Genomic DNA, 20,650 nt, shown 5'->3' with positions numbered 1-20,650 from the left:
ACAAAGATAAATGTCACAGCTTCTACAGATAACTAAGGCTAGTTAATTTGTAGAAGCTGTGACGTAAAATTGGCACTTGTAAAAAGCTGAGATAATAGCTAATTTAATCCATCAAATGCTGTTGGACTTTTGAAACTAATTCATTTGTCCAGTAGTTGGTAAGTTCGGCGTTGGCGGCTTCTACCATTACTCTGATTACTGGTTCTGTACCAGAGGCGCGAACTAAAATTCTGCCAGAATCACCCATTGCAGCTTCAGCAAGAGCGATCGCTTGTTGCACAGGTTGGCAATCTTGCCATCCCAAACGGCGATCGCGATCTACAACTCGCACGTTCCGCAAGAGTTGCGGGTAGGTCTGGAAGCTTTGATCTACTAATTCACCCAGGGAAACACCCGCCTCTTTCACCAAAGCTGCTATATGTAATGCTGTTAACAAGCCATCTCCAGTCACAGCATAATGACGGCAAAGAATATGACCGGATTGTTCGCCGCCTAGCATTCCCCCAGTCCGCTGCATTTCGGCTTGGACATATTGGTCACCGACTGCGGTGCGAATTAAGTTACCACCAATTTGCTGCCAAGCTTTTTCAAAGCCTAAGTTGGCCATGACTGTAGATACAATCAGGTTGTCTGGCAGTTGTTGGTTTTGTTGTAAATGCCGTCCCCACAGGTAGAGAATGTAATCGCCGTTAACTTGTCTGCCAGTATTGTCTACTGCTAAGACGCGATCGGCATCGCCATCGAAGGCAAAGCCGATGTCGGCGTTGTGTTCTTGTACTGTGGCTGCAAGAATATCTAGGTGGGTGGAACCGCAGTTGACATTAATGCGATCGCCATCTGCTTCGTTATGCAAACAGATTACCTCTGCCCCCATTTCTGTAAATACTGATGGTGCTAACCCAACTGCTGCACCCCACGCCAAGTCTAAAACAATCTTCATTCCTTGAAGATTTAGGGTACCGTTCAAGGGTTTTTTCAACGCCTCGCCATAATGCCCCACTAACTCAAAACGTGAGTAATGCCGTCCGCAATTACTGACTCTAGCAATAGGTGATATCTTGCCACGCAGTCCGGCTTCAATTTCTGCCTGCAATATTTGCGGTAACTTCCCACCATTCGCACCAAAAACCTTAATTCCATTGTCTTCTGGGGGATTGTGGCTGGCAGAAATCATCACTCCGCCGATGGCATCACTGATGCTGGTGAGATAGGCAACGCAAGGAGTGGGACATAATCCCAAATACCAAACCTCTAATCCTGCTGCTGTTAAACCTGCACTCAAAGCCATTGCCAGCATATCACTGGAGTTTCTGGAGTCCTGTCCAAGAATGACTGGCCCTATTTGAGTAGCATGGTTACGTAAAATAATCCCCGTCCAAAAACCAACTTGCAATGCTAGGGGCGCACTCAGTAATTCTCCGACTCGTCCGCGAATCCCATCTGTGCCAAATAAGGCATTTGCTGGTAGTGGGATTAAATTCAGCCCAAAACTGCTTTCAATCCCTTTACCCAATGCATCAACTTCAGAAGCAGAACCCCCAGGAATTCCCGGTGTCCGAGTTATAGATGAAACCATATGTTTAAACACTCCACACAATCACACCGAAAAATAACACTTAAGACTTTATTCAGCAATTTCGACATGCTTTTTCTCTTGAGAAATTCATTTTAGATCAAGCCATGCTTACGTAATAATACTGAACTCATGCCTCTTTGATTGTAAATATTTCATGAAGTCAATATTGGTTTTTACGTTATCAGTAAAGTGTCCACATTTTAGCTAATTATTCCTTCTATGCCCTCAACCTTAGTCTTGATTATCTGTATTAGTTCACACTTTGCAATGTTACTCACTCAGAATAAGTCGTAATAAATATTACCTTTGTTTTATAAAAAATGTTTTCAGTAAAGCTGAGAAGGAAGGCGAAATTTAGCTAATAACAACGAAAAATTAAAATACCGGAATGTAAAGTTATATTCCATGAGCCTAGTTACTGTGTAAAAAACTACAAAATCCTCGCGACTTAAAAAATTTTAATATAAATTCTCATCAAATAGTTTTAAGGTAACGTTTTAATGGCTTTTTTAGCCGTTAGTGAATTAAAACTCCGGCAGTTAACTTTTTAAAGTTGAGAAATTTAGCATGAGCAGCAATTTAGCAACCAAATTACGTGTAGGCACTAAGAAAGCCCACACAATGGCAGAAAATGTAGGTTTTGTCAAGTGCTTTTTAAGAGGAGTAGTCGAGAAAAACTCTTACCGGAAACTAGTTGCTAACTTCTACTTCGTCTACTCAGCGATGGAAGAGGAAATGGAAAAGCATAGCCAGCATCCAATTCTTTCTAAAATTAACTTTCCCCAGCTAAATCGCAAGTATACCTTAGAGCAAGACCTAAGTTATTACTTTGGTGCTAACTGGAGAGAGCAAATCAAACTATCTCCCGCAGGCGAAGCTTACGTAAAGCGCATCCGAGAAATATCTGCCACAGAACCGGAACTGTTAATCGCTCATTCATATACTCGTTACTTGGGTGACTTATCTGGGGGACAAATTCTCAAAAATATTGCTGTAACGGCGATGAATTTGTCTGATGGGCAAGGAACAGCCTTTTATGAGTTTCCAGAAATTCCTGATGAGAAGGCATTCAAAGCGAAATATCGGCAAAATTTGGATGAATTACCCCTTGATGATGCTACAACCGATCGCATCGTTGAGGAAGCTAACGCCGCCTTTGGCACGAACATGAAGATGTTCCAGGAATTGGAAGGTAATTTGATCAAGGCGATTGGTGTAATGCTTTACAATAGCCTCACACGGCGTCGTACACGCGGTAGTACTGAACTAGTCACAGCTGAGTAACTGTGTTGAGATTGCGGAGTATGGTGTATAGAATCATAAGTCCAGATAGCTTGATGAACGATAATTCATAAGTGTTTCTGGGGAAAGAGGGATCGCTAAAAACGCTTAAAATATTTAGGGGCAATAGCCCTGTGACTGCTTTTCCTACGTGAAAGCAAGCATGGGGAGATTGCCCCTCAATTATTTTTGAGATATAGGAATCTGATTTGATATAACTTACGAGTCAAAACGGAGCTATTACAACTTGTTTAATGCGGCAGCAATAGGAAGGAAAAAAACCACTTCTCATAACCTAAATTCTCGCAGTTACCATCACCTAATAGTTAAATGAAGATAAGGGATCTATGAACGATCAAGAATTGGTCAAAGCTGTAAATCAATTGACGAATGCAATCAGAGGTGGGACTTTAGTTATAGTAGGCGCAATTTTAAGCCATGCAGCACTAATAACTCATCGCCCGGAAAATGGAATCCTTGGTTTGATACCTACTTATATAGGAGTAGCAGGTGGGGTTTTTTGTCTATGGATGGGTGCAAAAATAATGTATCCATAACAAGGAACGAGAGACTTTCAGCTTAAAATAACTAAGTCAATCTTCACACCAAGCTTAATCTCAGTATTTAAGTTTGTAACTTGTAAAACTTCTCATACTGAGTAAATCAGGCAAAAATATGGCTACGAAAATTCCTGTCACAGTAATTACAGGCTTCTTAGGTAGTGGAAAAACCAGCCTAATTCGCCACTTGCTACAAAACAACCAAGGACGCCGCATTGCCGTTTTAGTCAATGAATTTGGCGAACTCGGTATTGATGGCGAATTGTTAAAATCCTGTCAAATTTGCCCAGAAGATGGTGAGGGCGACACTAATATATTTGAATTAACCAACGGCTGCTTATGCTGCACCGTGCAGGAAGAGTTTTACCCAACAATGCAAGAGTTAATCAAGCGGCGAGATAGCATCGACTGCATTTTGATTGAAACCTCTGGTTTAGCCTTACCAAAACCACTGATAAAGGCTTTTCGCTGGCAAGAAATTCGCAACGCCGCCACTGTGGATGCTGTAATTACCGTGGTAGATTGTGCGGCGGTAGCAGCAGGGACATTTGCTAGTGATCCAGAAGCGATCGCAGCCCAGCGACAAGCAGATGATAATCTAGAACACGAAACACCTTTGCAAGAACTGTTTGAAGACCAACTTGCTTGTGCAGACTTAGTGGTGTTGAATAAAATTGACTTGGTAGATGCCGAGACAAAAGCCAGAGTTGAGGAATTGATTAAGCAAGAATTGCCCAGAGTAGTGAAGATTGTCGAGAGCGATCTTTCTCAACTAGACGCATCTATATTATTAGGATTTAAAGCCGCAGTCGAAGACAATTTAGATTCTCGTCCCAGTCATCACGATACTGAAGAAGACCACAATCACGATGAAGAGATTACCTCAACTCATGTAATTTTGGATCGTACCTTTGACCCAGAAAAGCTGCAACAGCAATTAGAAAAATTAGCACAACAACAAGAAATTTACCGGATTAAAGGCTTTGTGGCAGTGCCAAATAAATCCATGCGCCTAGTGATGCAGGGCGTGGGAACCCGATTTGATAAATTTTACGATCGCCCCTGGAAACCAGAAGAGACCAGGCAAACCCGCTTAGTTTTCATCGGTCGTGATTTGAAGTCTTCAGAAATCGAATCACAACTTGTAGCTTTATAAGTATACCCAGATCCCCGACTTTTTTAAGAAGTTGGGGATCTATATTTTGAAGTTACGAGTTATGAATAACTAGTTAATTCAAAGCAGAAAACAACAATAACTGAAAATCTTTCAATTGACAAAATTATGACGATATCTCAACTATTTAACGTCGCAAATCTTTTCGTTTTACCTTTTTGGGCATTGATGATTTTATTGCCAAATTGGAAAGTTACACGGCAGATAATGTCATCATATTTGCCTTTTGTGGTGTTAGCTGGAGCGTATTTGTATTTATTTGTCAATAGCATTACGCCAGAAAATGCCCAAGCTTTATCGAATCCACAATTAGCTGATATTGCGCGATTTTTTGCAGATGAAACGGCTGCTGCAACGGGTTGGATTCATTTTTTAGTGATGGATTTATTTGTCGGCCGCTGGATTTATTGGGAAGGGCAAAAAACAGGTATTTGGACAATTCATTCCCTGTCTTTGTGTTTGTTTGCTGGGCCTTTAGGATTACTATCTCACATCTTGACTGACTGGATTGCTAAGGCATTTTTCCCGAAGTCTCAGCAGAATGAAACGGCGACGGTAGGAGAAAACGCTGCATCATCATCTGGAACATAATAGTAGGGGCGCATGGCTGTGCCCCCCTACCACTTATTCCTCTTGCTAGGTAAATTGATAATGGATAATCAGTTTATTTCCATTACCAATTACCTGATTCTAAAATCAATTAAGCGTTGTCGTGTCTATAGTCAGCATCTAACCAACAGCGTGGTAGAACTTCACCTGAAGGAAAAACGAGATTTTCTTTTTTAAAAGTATCCGATTGCTGTTCTTCTTGACCTTCTTGGTCTTTTGCATGAACAACATCAGTATTCGGGTCAAGTAATTCCTGAATTTCAACAATTTTTACCAATTCGCCACTATCTTTGACTTGTAAAAGCATGTAAATTGCTCCAATAAGTTTGCATGAAAGTTCTGAGAGAGTCTTAATATCAACTCACTCATATCTCAACCGATTTATAAGGCTGAGATTCCTTAATTGTTAAAGGAAATTTTTACCGCTGATGCACACATAAATTTAAAAAGATTCATCTGTGTGTATCTGTGGTTTTTATTTTTATAAAATTGAAACAGCGAACAAACCCTCAATTCAGCATCTCAAATCGAATTAGGCAATGCTGACCGAGAAAATTGTTTAATTCAAATAATCTTGCTTTTAGCGATTAGATTTCGCGTTGATATTTCTCCAAAATATCTACTAAGGTGACTTGGCATTGCAGGGGTAGTAAATCGATTAAAGGAACTTCGCGTCTACCGCCGCCAATTTTTACTGGAATCGATCCCAATACTTCTAAAACTCGGTCTTCATTTACAGCATTGGAAGTAATTAAGGGATACAGTTGCTCGGCAACAACTGTATGGAGTTTGGCATTAGATAAATAAAGATGCCATTTCGCAACGTCTATGTAGACGCTTTCGCCAATTTCAGCTGCTAGGGCTTCTAGTAGTTCTGTGGTGTTAGTCTTAGCCATAAAAATAACCCTATATTAAGAAAGAGCGTAAAATCTCAGGCTTTTTTACATTATCGCTCACTTAACAAGCTGATTCTACTACCACAGGTTACAATCGCCCCAGCATCAGCAGTCCGTCTTCAGGTGGATTTTGGTGGAGTTTCGGTGTAGTTGGCGATCGCACTAATATAAATTAGATGCACCAACACTATTCCTGTCCAACTTGCAGTTACCCACGGCAGCCACTCCCAGGTAGTGCCTTTCAAAATGTGGAAAAACCACAAGCCAGAATTAATAGTAGCAGCGATCGCCACATGCACAGCAAAATTCATCCGGTCATCGATCTTGCGGTAATCAGGGTCTTTGCGATCGGGTTTGCGAGGCCAACGAGGAGGCATAAATATTTGTTACAGATTTAAATACACCCTATTCATTCTAAGGTTTTTGGGGCGGTGGTTGCTATTAGACTACTAGAACTTCTCCAATGTCCCATTCCCCAAAGATAATTCATCAACCTGGTGGATGACCTTTTGATCTTTCTCAGTTAAAAATGATTCATCTTTTTGATAGAGGGAGCAAATACATCCACTTGTGAAGATGGAAAGAACCTTTAGAGGGGATGAAAATGGCTAAGGCAAACCCAGTTGAAATACAAAAACACTTGAAAGGTGTTGACTATCCCGCGAATAAGCAAGATTTGATTAAGCACGCTAAAAAGCAAGGAGCAGATAAGGGGATTATATCTCTGTTAGAGAAACTGCCAGAAGATGAAGAGTTTGAAAGCCCAACCGATCTCAACAAAGCTATAGGTGGGATACAGTAGCTAGCTTATTGCTCTGGCGGGGAATAATCTCCTGATTTCCCGCCACTCTTACTGATTAAACGAATTGATTCAATTTGAATCGACTTTTCTAAAGCCTTTGCCATATCGTATAAAGTCAGGGCCGCCACAGAAACGGCAGTTAAGGCTTCCATCTCTACACCAGTTTCAGCTTTGGTTTTGACTATGGCTTGAATTTGATAACCAGGTAGTTGCGGAGCGGGTATAATCTCGACTGCAATTTTTTGCAAAGGCAAGGGATGACACAGAGGAATTAAACTGGCTGTTTGCTTGGCTGCCATAATCCCAGCCAATCTTGCAGTTGCCAACACATCGCCCTTTGGCACGTTTCCAGCTTGAATGGCAGCGAAGGTAGCTGGCAACATCCGCACATTGGCAGCGGCTACTGCTTGGCGGATGGTGGGTGCTTTATCAGACACATCTACCATCTGCGCCTGTCCTTGATGATCTAAATGGGTTAAGTTGGCAAAATTAGATGGAAAATTCTCTTGCGTCATTTAATTAGAAGTGTTAATATAGATTGTCGGTGAGGGCGTGTAGCTCAGTGGACTAGAGCACGTGGCTACGGACCACGGTGTCGGGGGTTCGAATCCCTCCTCGCCCGTTTTACAAGGCTAAGAGTTAAAAGTTAGGAGTGAGAAATTAAATTTCCTCACTCCTAACTTTTAAGTTGTTCAAGGCATAAGCATCAGGAGCGCGACCTAATGCAAAGCGCAGGGAGTTGGATAGGTCTTTGCTCGACTGGGTGAGGAAGACGACAAGTGCAAAAGAAGTGATCGCAGCACCATAGCCAAACATATCGCGGTAGCCTACAAGTTCTGCGATGGTACCCAGAAGAGGAGCAGCGATCGCAATTCCCAGGTCAAGCCCAGCTACACATATAGCAAAAATTTGACCCCGTTCTTGTGGCTGTGAGCGGTCTGCCATCATTGTGATCATCATCGAGATGAGTGTACCACCACCAGCACCTTCAACGATCGCAGCCAGTAAGAAAAACATCGCACTGTCAGCCTGCCACAGCAGTATTAACGCTAAAACATAGCAAAAAATACCAAAGGTAATAAATAAGCCACGACCAAAGCGATCGCTTGCCTTCCCAGCAAACACTCTAATACAAAAACTAGAAATTGCCGCAGCTGTAAAAAACAGCCCGCCATTGAAGTCTACATCAGTGGATTTGAGGAATAATGAAACAAAAGTATGTACAGCACCGAGAGACAAACCAACCAACAACATAACTATCGTTGGAATTCTCACCTGTGGACTAGCTAAAATTTGCCAGAAGTTGCGATCCTTTTCCTCAGTTTGCTCACGCGCCTGCACTGGCGGATTAGTGACTTGTACAATCCCCAAGAGGGCGAAAAAACCCAATTCAGCAGATAACAGAAATAATATCCCGTAACCACTAGTAGCTTCTATATACCCTCCCAAGGCAGGGCCAATTGCTAAACCAAGGGGAGTTGTCAGACTCATGTAACCAATAATTTCACCACGAGTTTCGGTAGGAGCTAAATCTGCGATTAAGGCACTGTAGCCAGTGGTAAAAGCGGCAATGCTAATGCCGTGAAAAATTCGCACTAAGATCAATAGCCCAATTGATTGGGTTGCCAAGTAACCAAAGGGTGCGATCGCAGCTACTATCGTACCAATCAACAAGGTAATTTTTCGACCACGTTCATCGGCTAACCGTCCCAGCGTCGGGCGAGATAGCAATAACCCAATGGCGAAACTGCCCATCACAATCCCAATTTCTTGCTTACTTGCGCCTACATCATCGATATAAAGCGGTAGCGTTGGTAAAAGCGAAGACATGCTTGACCAGAATAATAAACCTGCTGTAAATAAAATCAGCAGGTTGCGCCGCAGTTCGGTATCAAAGGTATTAAATGCTTTCAAGGTAGATGCAACTTAATGAGTTTTTTGTCATTTGTATAGAGTCAACCAAGTATTTACTCTTAACTATTTACTAATGACCAATGACTAATGACTAATGACTAATCATTACTATTGTTACGTTACTTAACCTTTTTTGCTACTACTTCTCGCACGCGATAGATAGGCCGCCCTTGGGATTCATGGTATGTACGCATGAGTAATTCTGCCAAAAGGCCAAAGCAAAACAACTGTACTCCAGTTACTAGCAGGAGAACTGCCAAAATTAGCAAAGGGCGATTGCCAATCATTTCACCTAAAGCCAATTTGACGAAAGTCAAGTAAATTCCGATCCCCGTCCCCGAAACCATTGAAATCAAGCCCAACAGCCCAAAAACGTGCATTGGACGGGTGAGGAATTTTTTCATAAACAGAATTGTTAACAAATCCATCAACACCCGGAATGTCCGCCAAATCCCATATTTACTACGACCAAAGCGACGGGCGTGATGACGCACGGGTATTTCGGTAATTCTAGCTCCTTCGATGTACGCCAAAGCTGGTAAAAATCGGTGTAGTTCGCCGTAGAGGTTCATATCTGCCAACAATTCTGCACGATAGGCTTTCAGAGAACAGCCATAGTCATGAATATTCACGCTAGTAGTACGGCGAATTAGCCAATTGGCAATTTTGGAAGGGAGTAACCGATTTACGGCACCATCTTGGCGTTTTTGCCGCCAACCGCTCACCAAATCGTAACCCTCATCCAGCTTTGCTAATAACAGGGGGATATCAGCTGGGTCATTCTGGAGATCAGCATCTAAAGTAACAATCGCTTTCCCGACTGCATAGTAAAATCCAGCAGCCATCGCCGCAGTTTGTCCGTAGTTGCGACGCAAAATCACCGCCTTTAAATCAGTGCGGATTTGCGCTTCTTTCTTAAGTAAATCCCCGGAACCATCTGTAGAACCATCATCTACACAGATGATTTCATAATTTACCTGACTAGAAGAAAAAGTAGATGCGATCGCTTCTAGTAAAAGCGGCAAACTTTCCACCTCGTCATGTATCGGCACTACCACTGAAACATCTGGGACAATAGCTGAAATCGCCCCATTCTCTTCACTCAACCCTTGATAAATCTTCCCACTCCTCATATACCTGTGCGCCCTCAGCGTCTCTGTGGTTCGTAACTCTTGATAACTCTACCAGCACCCCGCAGCTGCTGATAGTAGGACTGACTAACAGCATCTCCCTGTTCCGAGAGAATATCAATCCCAATCCCATCCCGTCCCTGATCTTTCCCAGAACTATGAATGTAATAACCATCCGCCAAATAAAGCGCGACATGAGTTGCTTTTTGGCTAGTTCCAAAAAATACTAGATCTCCGGCTGTTAATTCTGCAATAGTAACTGGTTGAGTGAATCCTTCTTGTTGATAGGCATCTCTAGGTAACCAAATACCCACAGAAGCAAATGCCGCCTGCATCAACCCCGAACAGTCATAATTTGGCCCAACCGTACCACCCCAAAGGTAATAATTGGATTGTTGCATCGCTTTTTGGGTAAAGGCGATGACCTCTGCTAGCAATTTTTGAATCTCAGATTCAGAAAATGTTGCAGCCTGATAATGTACAGTAGCAGATTGTAATGAATCAAAATCTGAAAAGGATACCCATCCCGGATAGTCATCTTCACATAAATACACCTCAACCGCTGAATTTTGATGATTTGATGTTACCCACAAATGCCGCCCAGATGCGGCTTGAGTTGCCAAGCGTGTACATTCAGGAGAATCATATACATTCAGGTCAGCTAAACACTCATACTCCCCTGATTTTGGATTTTGGATTTTGGATTTTAGATTAAAGGACATTATTTAGAGAATGATTTTTTTTAATAAAGACGAACAACTCGAAAATCTTGGTAATGGCATTTTAGATGCAACTTGGGCAGCATTTCCGACTTTAGCCCGAAATCAAATTGCCCTGACTTGGGTGGTTTACGATCCACCAGTGCTAGTAAATACTGGTGGGGCGTTGACTCCCAAGGCTTTTTGGGATCACCCAGTCCGTGGTTTTACTTATCGCGGTGTTGAGCGGATTTATCCCGCCAGTGTAGTCAAGCTATTTTACTTGGTGGCGGTAAATGAATGGCTAGAAAAAGGCATGAGTCAAACCTCCAAGGAGTTGGAGCGAGCCTTGCGAGATATGATTGTTGATTCTAGTAATGATGCTACCAGCTTGGTTGTGGATATTTTGAGCGGTACCACCTCAGGGCCAGAATTACCAACCGGGCCCTTTGAAACCTGGAAATATCAGCGTAATATTGTTAACCGCTATTACCAATCTTTGGGTTGGGAAGAAATGGAGACGATTAACGTCTGCCAAAAAACTTGGGGTGATGGTCCCTATGGACGGGAACGGGCGTTTGTGGGAGAGTTACTGGAAAATCGTAATATGGTAACAACAAATGCGATCGCTAGGTTACTGCATAGTATTGTCGGTGGAGTGGCGGTTTCCAGTGTGCGATCGCAAGCAATGATGGCTTTGCTCAAACGGACTCTCAACGATTTGCCCACTGACACTGAGGAAAATCAGGTGACAGGTTTTTTAGGTGGTGGACTGACTGAAAATGCTCAAATTTGGTCAAAGGCAGGTTGGACAAGTCAAGTTCGCCATGATGCCGCGTATATTGAGTTACCAGAACAGCGTCCTTACCTCTTAGTGGTATTTACTGAAGGCAAAGCCCAAGCTAAGAGTCAGGCTATTTTGCCCTTTGTTTCTGGGCTAATTGCCGATGCGATCGCTAGTCTATGATCTACTCTTATCGCATTGCAAGAATACCTATTTCTTCCTTTGGGGTTTGCTAAACAAGTAACTTTTACGGAGTTCAACCACTCATTAATGAGGGTTCGAGCCAACTTAACCTTAAAAAAGGCGGTTAGAAACCGCGTCTACACAGGCAAAACCCACTGCGCTGTGCTTCTCTGCGAGACGCTTCTCTACGAGAGGCTTGTCTACGACACGCTGCGCGAACGCCAACGCGCACCACGCGGTTTACAAAAGCTTTATTTTCTCTCAGCTTACGGAGGTGTAGCTCCTGTTTGTGTAGCCGCGAATTCTATGAGACTGTTGGCAAATTCTAAAGAGGATGAAACCAAACATCTTAGAGGTTGTTTGAAAAGTGGTTGGCTGTGATTTTAGGTACTCAGAGATCCCCCCTAGCCCCCCTTAAAAAGGGGGGAGCCGGAATCAAAGTCCCCCTTTTTAAGGGGGATTTAGGGGGATCTAAAAGTATTTAATACATTACTAGGGACTTTTCAAACATCCTCTTAGAATAATGGCAGAAAAATTATGATCTAGCAGAGGTAAAAAGAGCGGCAAAATCAGAAATGCGACCACTAAGCCCACATACGGGAGAGTACAAAACTTTAGGGCATCAGATTGATAATTATTATTCCTAGTCAAAGGGACTTTGTGAGGGAAAATTTTTCTTGCCAGGTGAGTATTCAGAGCAATTAACTGCTTCTTCCGTAAGAACAATAGAAGGATTTACGGCACATTTTAGATAATGGTTATTGGAATAAAAACGACAGTTTTTACAGGGAAGTTTGTGTATACCTTTAATGGAAAACACCATTTTATCATCTAAAAGCGCTCGGATTTTTCGCAAAATTACGAAAAAAGCTATCCAACTAATTATAAAACCAACAGGAGATAAAGATATTGCTATATCAGTAATAGTTAATTCATGCGTTTGTGATTGATTCTTTTGTGCCTCACTCACAATTACTTGATGTAAATTACTATTGGCTACTACAGTTTTTGGTAACATTTGATCGTGATACATATTATTTACCTTTTGCTATATGTCTTTAGTGTTTTTATTTGTGATAGCGGGGTAACTAACTAGATATTTGAAAAAAGTTCCGACCTATTAGCGTTTCATACAATTTAGGGTGATAGCACTCTTGACTTTGGAACATATAGACATTTTTTTAGAAAGTAATTTAGCAAAATTTTAGAAATAAGATTTGATTTTACATTGATTATTTCAAATCTAAAAATCGTCTATATTCTAGATGTAGATATCAACAATTATTGGAGAACAATGAACTTATAGATTAGGTTTATCCATAAATAATTCCTAATTCAAGAGTCAAGATTGGGCATGAATCAAAATTTGAATAGGGGTAGCAAGTCTGCAAACACCTGAATACAAAAGCATTTTTACACCTCCACTAAATCTTTGATTTAGTGTTCTTCAATACACCTCTACGAGATACTCTTGCTACTTGCTTTCCGCTAGCTAGGAGTGTAGATTCGTTTTCTCGTATCGCTATCATTGGTCACCACTGGTATCGAGTGGTAGCGAGTCTACTTACCATTGCAAAGAAGCAAGCTAGCAAGAGCCTCTCGTGGAGAGTGTATTGATTATGACTTCTTCAATGTTCTGTATTTTAATTAACTCAAAATCACTACACATTTGTCAGTAATTCAATTTTTAATGTTTACAAGGTTTTAATTATAGGTTTAGCAAAATAAAACTTCAGCTATATCTGTCAAGAGTTTTGCTTGTCATTTTAAGTTATATACCCTAGGGAATAAATTACAGAATGTCCTTAAAACTAGATACTTTTATGTTAGAATATATGGAAAAATATTCTCTAAAACTTTTAGACATTAAAGCTATATTACTTTTAAGCTATATTTATTACAAAACTTTTGAATGAATTATTTTTGCATTGGGAGCTTATCTAGTAGAGGGTTTTCACTGAATATAGGGCTTTTGAAGTGCGTGTAAATGACCCCAAGCATTGGCAGTGATTAATTCTCTTATATTGAGTATTTTTGCTCGAATTACTTGACAGCTAAGGTAAAATATATTTGGCTTGATTGGGCTGCAAAACAACAGTACATGAACAGATTACAAGCCAAATATTATTGATTTAGAGGATACAATTTATGATAAGGGTTTGGCGAGAAAGGATAGTCTTTTTCTTGACAACAATTTTGCTAACAATTCTGGTAATTTCTTATGAACCAGTACTAATAGCTGAGGCACAATCTTCTACACCAACACCAACACCAACGGCTGCTAGGTCATTTCCTCCTGTAGCTTATCCTAATAGGTCACTAAGTGCTTCTCCCGCACAGCTACCACCATTGCCTTATGCTTATGGAGCGCTAGGAAAAGCTATTGATGCTGAAACGATGAAATTGCATCATGATGCACACCACGCTAGCTACGTCAATAACTTGAATGATGCATTGAAGCAGTATCCAGATTTACAAAAAAGAAGTGTTGAAGCTTTACTAGTGGATTTGAACAGCGTACCTGAAAATATTCGGGCAAAGGTACGTAATAACGGTGGTGGTCACCTCAACCACACAATTTTTTGGCAACTTATGAGTCCCGAAGGTGGTGGACAACCATCCGGAGCGATCGCTCAAGAAATTAACCAAACTTTTGGCAGTTTTGATGCCTTTAAAAAACAGTTTAACGCAGCAGGTGCCGCTCGTTTCGGTAGTGGCTGGGTTTGGCTAGTACGCAATCCTCAAAATCAACTCCAGATTGTGACCACAGCAAATCAGGATAACCCGATTACCGACGGATTATATCCGATTATGGGTAATGATCTATGGGAACATGCTTATTACCTAAAATATCGCAACCGTCGGGCTGAGTATTTAAATAATTGGTGGAATGTAGTGAATTGGCCGCAGATTAACAGGCGAAACCTTTCCTTGGGAACGCTACGCGAACGGTAAGCTTCTCTACGAGACGCTCCGCGAACGCTAACGCAACTTTCGTCACAACAGTCTCGTTAACAATACTAAGACTTACACAAGCGTCATATTTCTTTCTGAGTAAAGGTTGTCCAGAGCGGAGCGTCTCCGGCTCCGTTCTTGGTTCCCATCACAGAAAATATATGTGCCAGTTCCGTAAGCCCTGAAATAAATGAAAGCTGCTGTAAGAATGTAAGAATTACGTTAGCGTAGCGTTAGCGAGTATTCGAGCGTCATTACGAATTTTTAGAGACCGATGTTTGTAACGAACTATACATAGTATAACAATTAGCAATACAAGCGCTTTGATAATTGATGGCTCCACTACCTTCTTTACTTCCGTAGGAGTTTTAGGAGTAAGATTACACGGAATCTCAATAATCTGTGTGTGATCAGAACCATTACCACTAGGAGTCAGATCGCATTCGCCTTTGCTGGTGAGAGACAAAGGTGTAGGTGGTGTAGGTGTATCTGTCGGAGGAACAGATGCTTGAGATGAAGAACTATCGCCATCCAGTAGTAGAAGCAGAACTAAACCAAGAACCCCAACTCCGACTATTGGCCAGATTGGAAAATCAGGACTGTCTTGTACCAAAACATCTCCTACAGAGCCAGGAAAAGTATCGAGACTTATTGCTTCTGCGTCCAACGCTACCGGATTACCACTCAGCAACATATCTCCTGGGACATCTTCTCCCAAAAGCTGACTAAATTCTTGTGGAATTGCGTTATTGGGGCGTCCGAGTTCCCCACCATCTTCGGAGTATGGAAAGGATAGTACTTCAAAAATCCTCTGTTGGAGTTGGTTCCGATCTCCAGAACTCAACGCATCCAAGCCTGTTGAGATTTTATCTAAATAAAAATTTGTCATTTCTGGCGACAGACCTAGAGACTTAATCTGCTCTTTAATGTTGGAAATTTTTGAGGCCTCCTCAAAGAGCAGTCGTCCATATGACAATTTCAAGTCTAGTAATCCATTACGCAGGCTGACCGATTTATTGGCTTCTGAGTATGGTGACCAGTAGAACTGCTTGGTTACAAGTCCGAGTCCTTCTACTGGGTTACGACCAAAACGTTGTCCAAGAAGGTATTGAGATTCATCCATGATTGCAGCCGATCCGTTTCTCCAAAACGAGGCGAAAGGCACCGCAGAGAGATTGGGATTGTTACCGTAAAAGCTAGCGAAATTCTGGAAGTTTTTCTCCCCACCAGCTGCTCGTATCAGGAGGTTTTGATAGCTAGCTCCACCGTTTAAATCTAGTAATCGCTGGATTACCGATCCAGTTTTATTGCAGGTCAGACCAAATCCAACATCACATGCAGGAATAACTCGCATCTGGCTCAGATTCTGGTTATTGATTTGGTACTGGAGATACTCATACTCCAGTCCTTGTTGAATACCATAGCGTCCAATATTGAGCTGTGCAAAAGCAGACTGACACGTAGTGAGTACTACTGCAACAGATGAGAATAAGATGGTCGCAAAGCGAACCCCTTTCGGCATCGCAATTCTTTGAACGATTGATTTAGGCAAGATGCACCTCCACTAAATGACAGCAATTTCATTAGTTCACGTCCCTAGTTTCAGTCCGTAGGGTCGATATTAATAGCTCTATAAATTCAACGAGTCGCAACGATAGGGCAGACTCATCGAGTCTGTAAACAGCGTTCCTCTCCTTGGTCAATATGGATTGGGGATTGGGAGAAAATTCATTCCCAACTCCCCAGTCACAAGTTCAACTCTTAGGTAAATAAATGTTGATCGTGATTCCGGTACCTTTGAGATTTCCTGATGAGAGTGTGTGATATAAGACCAATGCCCGGTTTGGTTGGTCGAAAAGAAACCCACGACGTGTGGGTTTGATCTTCCCTTCCTTTACTAAGGAAACAAAGGCTTCTAAATACCTACGTATACCTTGACGGTTTTCTTGACTAGTATTCATATGACGCTTAATCAGCATCATAAAGAAGTCCAAACTACGATTTTCCTGTCCCTGAATCAGATTGCCCTCATCTAGGAAAGAACTTGCTATGAGCCTGCCATCAACTTGTTTAACCTTAAAGAGGGTAAAGTAACGCCCTTCTTTTTTAGGATCGTTCGCATAACACACCCAAGAGCCTTCTTGATTCTGTGTAAAACCCTGTTCAGCAAGGTAAGAAAGCAAAGTATTACTTGCCTTGGTTTGTGGTGGAGGTAATAAATCCTCAATCGGATCTAAAGAGCAAATCCTCTGTGTTGTTTTCCCTTCAGAAACAGCAGGAGTTTCCTGGGTATAGACACGTAAGGGCTTGTCGTCAGACATTGCCATACTAGACATCGCAGCGAACGCAGATATTTGAAGAACGATTGCTCCAAACAAACGAACAATGATATTCATGTTTTTCCTGTTACTCTTGCTTACGTTGTTAATAATCCAGTCGTTACTAAATCAGGATTGATTTAGCAGTCTTAAATCGTTTGTTCAATTTAAGTGTTTGCCTCATTTGGTCGAAGGTAGCTTAAGTTTTCACCCATCAAATAGGACTTTGATATATGGGTAACTAAGTACAAAAACTATCAATATCTAAATAAAACACACAATTTCAATTTTTTATTGGCAACATAAATTTAGCTTTTTGATATTTTTACATATACAAAAAGCAATTGACATCGCGTCAATAATTGTCTATTTACTCTTGTCTAATTTTTTGCCATTTTATGAGGTTTTTATGCCTTCTTAGCTGGCTGTAATGGTTCCTAAAAAAGGGCTTTTTTAGCTCTTTAGTATCTTATATAAGCAGACTTTCAAAAGCTCTGTGCTTTGCACCTTGGTGCTTTTGTTGATTTTCTGGGTGGGTTGAATAATTTTTTGTTTTTTGGAGGTAGCACACCTAACTAGCTGTTTCAGCATGGTTACAATTTAATGTATAAAATAATATCTCCTGACAGTAAAATAATATTACCATGAGCTTGAGACATGCAACAGTATTGTGGACAGTTGTCAAAGTTGTACACAGTGAATTGTAACCACCTCTTTATTAAATTTCATGGCAAATAGCTGAGAGTCAAAATCAATTTGCTTATACATCCTAGTATTTTCAAATCTAGTACTCTTGTTCTGAAAATAGCAAATACTTATTTTAAATGTAACTGTTTTTTGAATTGATATACGTACAACTAATATATTGTGATTGCAGGATAAGTGTGATTGTCTGATCTTTAAGCTACAAGCGATCGCATCAAACCAAGTTAGATTAGATTACTAGGTATAAAATTTACAAGTTAACAAGCTGTTGTTGCTATAGACCTTATAGGCATCTAAGGCTCAGATTCCCGAATCTATATATTGTCACGACCAAAGAGGATGTCCTTAAATCTGTTCTGTAGATAGAGGAATATCCTGAGCAAAGTTAGTATATTTAGAAATTAGGGTGTTAACAAGTTTGACTATAATTAAGATATCAACTATCAACTCGGTATTTTTATAAGCTTTGGCAGTATGAATGTGGAATTTTTTGACAGGATTCCTTTGATGCCTTTAGTATTACTATGGTTGGCTTACACTCTCCTGGGATGGTATCTTGCTGCTCATCATATTATTTGGTTGGTAGGAGCTTTTGTAGCTGCTATGGTTATAGCTGTAGTGCGGAAAAGTATTTCTTGGTTAGAGCGTTTAGTTGAATTTGGCTCTCAAACCTTAGTTGTTATATTATTTTTAAGTATATCAATTGCTTTAGTAGCAACTTGGTCGTTATTATTAAGGCTTTTTCTCATACCCCTAGCAACTACGCTTTTAGCTGATTTGGAAATGCGTTTTGCTGGTTTCAATAAGCTAGATTCATTTTGGATTTTAACAGTCCTAGCCGTATTGGGTTTGATCATGGGCGAATTAATAGATATTCTACTTTTTCCCAGTAGCAGATATTAAAGCATTAAGGCTAACAAAATATTTTTATCAATAAATAATTCAGGAGTTATAAGCCAGAATTCAGAATGTTTTTGAACGAAAAAGCTCATGAATCAAGGGGTTTAAGTCCTCAATTAACATGTATATTTAGTGGTCAATAAGAAAGTGGTGATAAGTGAATCTCCCCACCAAAAGGTTGCTCAATTCTGAATTATTTATTAGGGGCGCACAGATGTGCACCCCTACTGAGTCTGAAGTTTTAAGCGATCACTGTCTCTAGCTGCTTGATAAAACAAAGCACGATTACCTGCTATTAGTCAATCATTCTTTAGATAACTATAAATCCCACTCACGGAAGACGTTTTATTGAGTAATATTTTCTACCCTATTACCAGAATTCATACAAACTAACAATGTAAATACTTCTGATAAAAATCGGAGTAAAAGGCGGACATTGGGGAATTAACAGCGAACTGGGACATGGTTCCTTGTTTCAGATTAAATTGCCATTGTTCTGACAAGCATAGATGTTGTCTAGCAAGAGAAATTGAAGCGATCGCTCTAGGGAGATTGATCTGAACGTGGCGAGATGGATATTACCGTTTGAAGACATATCACTGATGATTGTCATTTTTGAGTCACATTTGTTTTGAACTATAGAGATATTAGGTAAAACAGTGCAAAAAAAGATGAAACAAAGCGGCGAGTCCCCACTCAACACTAATAAGGGAGTAATGTGAGTAGACGTAAAGACTACAGTTTGCTTCAGCAGACAACAACAGATCAAGTAGCAGTACCCAAGCCATCGCTGACATTACCAGATGCAGTAGCTTTGATTGTCGGTATTGTCATCGGGGCGGGGATTTTTCAAACCCCGGCTTTAGTGGCAAATCAAGCAGGTAGTGATTTTGCCGTACTGCTTTTTTGGCTAATTGGTGGTGTGGTATCTCTGGTAGGAGCGCTTTGCTATGCAGAGTTGGCAACTGTCTATCCCGATGTTGGTGGTGCTTACTATTATTTGAAACGTGCATTCGGGCGGAGAGTCGCCTTTTTATTTGCCTGGGCGCGGATGACAGTAATTCAAACTGGCTCTATTGCCCTGTTGGCATTTGTTTTTGGCGATTATGTTTCTCAGATATGGCGGCTAGGAACGTTTTCGTCTTCTATTTATGCAGCCATAGCGATCGCACTTTTAACTGCTTTGAACATCATCGGTTTACAACAGGGTAAGTGGACGCAAAATTTGCTGAGTGCTGCGAAAGTTCTGGGTTTGTTGCTGGTAGTAATTCTTGGGCTTACCGCCATTCCTAATTCTGCTACTGCCGCCCCTGTAGAATCTGCATCATCAGGAACGTGGGGGCTAGCGATGGTGTTTGTGCTGCTTTCCTACGGCGGTTGGAATGAAGCCGCTTACATCTCGGCAGAAATTCAAGATGGACGACGTAATATAGTGCGATCGCTAATGTGGAGTATTGGCATCATCACTGCCATTTACTTACTGATCAATCTGGCTTACCTGCGGGGACTGGGATTAACAAACATGGCCCAGTCAGAAGCAGTAGCCGCAGATTTAATGCGCTCTCTTTGGGGCGAATCGGGAGCCTTGTTCATTAGTGTATTGATTGCGATCGCTACTTTAGGAGCAACCAACGCCACAATCTTTACCGGAGCACGTACTAATTTTGCTCTGGGACAGGATTTTTCGCTATTTGGTTTTATGGGACGCTGGCAACAACGTCCAAGCAGTCCTACTTATGCCTTATTGTTGCAAGCTGCGATCGCCTTAGCACTGGTTTTTTTAGGCACGCTCACCCGCAAAGGCTTTGAAACAATGGTGGATTACACCGCCCCAATATTTTGGTTTTTCTTCTTGCTTTCGGGCATATCACTGCTGGTATTGCGAATCCGTGAACCCCACATAGTGCGTCCATTCCGTGTGCCATTTTACCCTTTCACACCATTACTCTTTTGTGCCGTCTGCGGTTACCTGCTTTATTCCAGCTTGGTTTATACAGGTGTGGGAGCAGTCGCAGGTGTTTTAGCTGTAGCAGCAGGTATCCCCGTGTTGTTCTGGAATAACTATCGCCAACGTAGGACTTAATCCAATTTTGGATTTTGGATTGTGCAACCCAAAGCAATTCAAAATTTTACGACTGTCAGTTGTTTTACTAACTACTGACCAC

General features: G+C 41.2%; 22 protein-coding genes and 1 tRNA gene. 11 read left to right on the top strand and 12 right to left on the bottom strand.

Translation table 11 applies throughout. The annotated features are described in order from the left end of the window. Nucleotides 1–103: 103 nt before the first annotated feature. A complete protein-coding gene (glmM, locus tag H6G92_RS09480; protein WP_190893121.1) occupies nucleotides 104–1,576 on the bottom strand; it encodes a phosphoglucosamine mutase in 1,473 nt (490 codons plus the stop codon). 567 nt (nucleotides 1,577–2,143) lie between these two features. Here glmM and H6G92_RS09475 point away from each other — a divergent pair. The 4 genes from H6G92_RS09475 to H6G92_RS09460 all read left to right on the top strand — a co-directional run bounded on the left by H6G92_RS09475 (nucleotide 2,144) and on the right by H6G92_RS09460 (nucleotide 5,182). Beyond that, a complete protein-coding gene (locus H6G92_RS09475) occupies nucleotides 2,144–2,860 on the top strand; it encodes a biliverdin-producing heme oxygenase (protein WP_190893119.1) in 717 nt (238 codons plus the stop codon). Nucleotides 2,861–3,204: 344 nt separating this feature from the next. After that, nucleotides 3,205–3,414 (top strand): hypothetical protein, encoded by a 210-nt coding sequence (locus H6G92_RS09470; RefSeq protein WP_190893117.1) that lies wholly within the window; start codon nucleotides 3,205–3,207, stop codon nucleotides 3,412–3,414. Nucleotides 3,415–3,532: 118 nt separating this feature from the next. Next, nucleotides 3,533–4,573 carry a cobalamin biosynthesis protein CobW gene (gene cobW, locus H6G92_RS09465; protein WP_190893115.1) on the top strand — a complete coding sequence of 347 codons (1,041 nt, stop codon included), beginning with the start codon at nucleotides 3,533–3,535 and terminating at the stop codon, nucleotides 4,571–4,573. A 126-nt stretch (nucleotides 4,574–4,699) separates the two neighbouring features. Next, nucleotides 4,700–5,182, top strand: a complete 483-nt coding sequence (locus H6G92_RS09460) for an ABA4-like family protein (protein ID WP_190893113.1) — start codon at nucleotides 4,700–4,702, stop codon at nucleotides 5,180–5,182. Between the two features lie 109 nt (nucleotides 5,183–5,291). On the opposite strand, the gene H6G92_RS09455 is transcribed toward H6G92_RS09460, so the two are convergent. The 3 genes from H6G92_RS09455 to H6G92_RS09445 form a co-directional block, all read right to left on the bottom strand. Continuing rightward, nucleotides 5,292–5,507, bottom strand: coding sequence for an acetyltransferase (locus H6G92_RS09455; RefSeq protein WP_190893112.1), 216 nt, complete (start codon nucleotides 5,505–5,507; stop codon nucleotides 5,292–5,294). Nucleotides 5,508–5,787: 280 nt separating this feature from the next. After that, on the bottom strand, nucleotides 5,788–6,096 hold the full coding sequence (locus H6G92_RS09450; protein WP_190893111.1) for a DUF3181 family protein: 309 nt from the start codon (nucleotides 6,094–6,096) through the stop codon (nucleotides 5,788–5,790). A gap of 119 nt (nucleotides 6,097–6,215) precedes the next feature. Then, nucleotides 6,216–6,473 (bottom strand): hypothetical protein, encoded by a 258-nt coding sequence (locus H6G92_RS09445; RefSeq protein WP_190893110.1) that lies wholly within the window; start codon nucleotides 6,471–6,473, stop codon nucleotides 6,216–6,218. A 227-nt stretch (nucleotides 6,474–6,700) separates the two neighbouring features. Here H6G92_RS09445 and H6G92_RS09440 point away from each other — a divergent pair, with 227 nt between their 5' ends. Continuing rightward, nucleotides 6,701–6,898 (top strand): DUF2795 domain-containing protein, encoded by a 198-nt coding sequence (locus H6G92_RS09440; RefSeq protein WP_190893109.1) that lies wholly within the window; start codon nucleotides 6,701–6,703, stop codon nucleotides 6,896–6,898. A 5-nt stretch (nucleotides 6,899–6,903) separates the two neighbouring features. Here the strand turns inward: H6G92_RS09440 and moaC are convergent, their stop codons facing one another. Continuing rightward, nucleotides 6,904–7,413 carry a cyclic pyranopterin monophosphate synthase MoaC gene (gene moaC / locus H6G92_RS09435; protein WP_190893108.1) on the bottom strand — a complete coding sequence of 170 codons (510 nt, stop codon included), beginning with the start codon at nucleotides 7,411–7,413 and terminating at the stop codon, nucleotides 6,904–6,906. A gap of 33 nt (nucleotides 7,414–7,446) precedes the next feature. Between moaC and H6G92_RS09430 the strand changes: the two genes are divergently transcribed. Continuing rightward, nucleotides 7,447–7,520 (top strand) — tRNA-Arg (locus tag H6G92_RS09430). Nucleotides 7,521–7,558: 38 nt separating this feature from the next. Here the strand turns inward: H6G92_RS09430 and H6G92_RS09425 are convergent. The 3 genes from H6G92_RS09425 to H6G92_RS09415 form a co-directional block, all read right to left on the bottom strand. Next, the gene (locus tag H6G92_RS09425) at nucleotides 7,559–8,812 is read right to left on the bottom strand and encodes an MFS transporter (protein ID WP_190893107.1); all 1,254 of its coding nucleotides are present in this window, start codon (nucleotides 8,810–8,812) and stop codon (nucleotides 7,559–7,561) included. Nucleotides 8,813–8,931: 119 nt separating this feature from the next. Then, on the bottom strand, nucleotides 8,932–9,945 hold the full coding sequence (locus H6G92_RS09420; RefSeq protein WP_190893106.1) for a glycosyltransferase family 2 protein: 1,014 nt from the start codon (nucleotides 9,943–9,945) through the stop codon (nucleotides 8,932–8,934). A gap of 14 nt (nucleotides 9,946–9,959) precedes the next feature. Further along, nucleotides 9,960–10,664 carry a C40 family peptidase gene (locus tag H6G92_RS09415; protein WP_190893105.1) on the bottom strand — a complete coding sequence of 235 codons (705 nt, stop codon included), beginning with the start codon at nucleotides 10,662–10,664 and terminating at the stop codon, nucleotides 9,960–9,962. A 10-nt stretch (nucleotides 10,665–10,674) separates the two neighbouring features. Between H6G92_RS09415 and H6G92_RS09410 the strand changes: the two genes are divergently transcribed. Continuing rightward, nucleotides 10,675–11,607, top strand: coding sequence for a serine hydrolase (locus tag H6G92_RS09410; RefSeq protein WP_190893104.1), 933 nt, complete (start codon nucleotides 10,675–10,677; stop codon nucleotides 11,605–11,607). A gap of 15 nt (nucleotides 11,608–11,622) precedes the next feature. Continuing rightward, a complete protein-coding gene (locus tag H6G92_RS09405) occupies nucleotides 11,623–11,988 on the top strand; it encodes a hypothetical protein (RefSeq protein ID WP_190893102.1) in 366 nt (121 codons plus the stop codon). Nucleotides 11,989–12,250: 262 nt separating this feature from the next. Here the strand turns inward: H6G92_RS09405 and H6G92_RS09400 are convergent, their stop codons facing one another. Next, entirely contained in the window at nucleotides 12,251–12,640 is a 390-nt protein-coding gene (locus H6G92_RS09400; RefSeq protein ID WP_190893100.1) for a hypothetical protein, read from the bottom strand. 1,115 nt (nucleotides 12,641–13,755) lie between these two features. On the opposite strand from H6G92_RS09400, the gene H6G92_RS09395 reads away from it, so the two are divergent. Then, nucleotides 13,756–14,562: a superoxide dismutase gene (locus tag H6G92_RS09395; RefSeq protein ID WP_277926731.1), complete on the top strand. Its 807-nt coding sequence runs from the start codon at nucleotides 13,756–13,758 to the stop codon at nucleotides 14,560–14,562. A gap of 217 nt (nucleotides 14,563–14,779) precedes the next feature. On the opposite strand, the gene H6G92_RS09390 is transcribed toward H6G92_RS09395, so the two are convergent. Beyond that, entirely contained in the window at nucleotides 14,780–16,114 is a 1,335-nt protein-coding gene (locus H6G92_RS09390; protein ID WP_242059076.1) for a hypothetical protein, read from the bottom strand. A 202-nt stretch (nucleotides 16,115–16,316) separates the two neighbouring features. Beyond that, complete coding sequence (locus H6G92_RS09385) at nucleotides 16,317–16,958, bottom strand: hypothetical protein (RefSeq protein WP_190893098.1); 642 nt, start codon at nucleotides 16,956–16,958, stop codon at nucleotides 16,317–16,319. 1,101 nt (nucleotides 16,959–18,059) lie between these two features. On the opposite strand from H6G92_RS09385, the gene H6G92_RS09380 reads away from it, so the two are divergent. Further along, nucleotides 18,060–18,488, top strand: a complete 429-nt coding sequence (locus H6G92_RS09380; protein ID WP_190893096.1) for a hypothetical protein — start codon at nucleotides 18,060–18,062, stop codon at nucleotides 18,486–18,488. 472 nt (nucleotides 18,489–18,960) lie between these two features. Here H6G92_RS09380 and H6G92_RS09375 read toward each other — a convergent pair whose 3' ends face one another. After that, nucleotides 18,961–19,098, bottom strand: a complete 138-nt coding sequence (locus tag H6G92_RS09375) for a hypothetical protein (RefSeq protein ID WP_190893094.1) — start codon at nucleotides 19,096–19,098, stop codon at nucleotides 18,961–18,963. A gap of 105 nt (nucleotides 19,099–19,203) precedes the next feature. On the opposite strand from H6G92_RS09375, the gene H6G92_RS09370 reads away from it, so the two are divergent. Beyond that, nucleotides 19,204–20,568, top strand: a complete 1,365-nt coding sequence (locus H6G92_RS09370) for an APC family permease (RefSeq protein ID WP_190893092.1) — start codon at nucleotides 19,204–19,206, stop codon at nucleotides 20,566–20,568. Nucleotides 20,569–20,650: the final 82 nt, after the last annotated feature.

This window comes from Nostoc foliaceum FACHB-393, from assembly GCF_014698505.1.
Taxonomy (GTDB): Bacteria; Cyanobacteriota; Cyanobacteriia; order Cyanobacteriales; family Nostocaceae; genus Nostoc; species Nostoc foliaceum_A.
The sequence above is the reverse complement of the archived record's forward strand: the minus strand, read 5'-3'. Positions and strand labels throughout refer to the sequence as shown.

Excerpts from the sequence above, each read along its gene's own strand:
- glmM (WP_190893121.1), bottom strand. The coding sequence starts at position 1,576 with ATGGTTTCATCTATAACTCGGACACCGGGAATTCCTGGGGGTTCTGCT.
- H6G92_RS09475 (WP_190893119.1), top strand. The coding sequence starts at position 2,144 with ATGAGCAGCAATTTAGCAACCAAATTACGTGTAGGCACTAAGAAAGCC.
- H6G92_RS09470 (WP_190893117.1), top strand. The coding sequence starts at position 3,205 with ATGAACGATCAAGAATTGGTCAAAGCTGTAAATCAATTGACGAATGCA.
- cobW (WP_190893115.1), top strand. The coding sequence starts at position 3,533 with ATGGCTACGAAAATTCCTGTCACAGTAATTACAGGCTTCTTAGGTAGT.
- H6G92_RS09460 (WP_190893113.1), top strand. The coding sequence starts at position 4,700 with ATGACGATATCTCAACTATTTAACGTCGCAAATCTTTTCGTTTTACCT.
- H6G92_RS09455 (WP_190893112.1), bottom strand. The coding sequence starts at position 5,507 with ATGCTTTTACAAGTCAAAGATAGTGGCGAATTGGTAAAAATTGTTGAA.
- H6G92_RS09450 (WP_190893111.1), bottom strand. The coding sequence starts at position 6,096 with ATGGCTAAGACTAACACCACAGAACTACTAGAAGCCCTAGCAGCTGAA.
- H6G92_RS09445 (WP_190893110.1), bottom strand. The coding sequence starts at position 6,473 with ATGCCTCCTCGTTGGCCTCGCAAACCCGATCGCAAAGACCCTGATTAC.
- H6G92_RS09440 (WP_190893109.1), top strand. The coding sequence starts at position 6,701 with ATGGCTAAGGCAAACCCAGTTGAAATACAAAAACACTTGAAAGGTGTT.
- moaC (WP_190893108.1), bottom strand. The coding sequence starts at position 7,413 with ATGACGCAAGAGAATTTTCCATCTAATTTTGCCAACTTAACCCATTTA.
- H6G92_RS09420 (WP_190893106.1), bottom strand. The coding sequence starts at position 9,945 with ATGAGGAGTGGGAAGATTTATCAAGGGTTGAGTGAAGAGAATGGGGCG.
- H6G92_RS09415 (WP_190893105.1), bottom strand. The coding sequence starts at position 10,664 with ATGTCCTTTAATCTAAAATCCAAAATCCAAAATCCAAAATCAGGGGAG.
- H6G92_RS09410 (WP_190893104.1), top strand. The coding sequence starts at position 10,675 with ATGATTTTTTTTAATAAAGACGAACAACTCGAAAATCTTGGTAATGGC.
- H6G92_RS09400 (WP_190893100.1), bottom strand. The coding sequence starts at position 12,640 with ATGTATCACGATCAAATGTTACCAAAAACTGTAGTAGCCAATAGTAAT.
- H6G92_RS09395 (WP_277926731.1), top strand. The coding sequence starts at position 13,756 with ATGATAAGGGTTTGGCGAGAAAGGATAGTCTTTTTCTTGACAACAATT.
- H6G92_RS09385 (WP_190893098.1), bottom strand. The coding sequence starts at position 16,958 with ATGAATATCATTGTTCGTTTGTTTGGAGCAATCGTTCTTCAAATATCT.
- H6G92_RS09380 (WP_190893096.1), top strand. The coding sequence starts at position 18,060 with ATGAATGTGGAATTTTTTGACAGGATTCCTTTGATGCCTTTAGTATTA.
- H6G92_RS09375 (WP_190893094.1), bottom strand. The coding sequence starts at position 19,098 with ATGACAATCATCAGTGATATGTCTTCAAACGGTAATATCCATCTCGCC.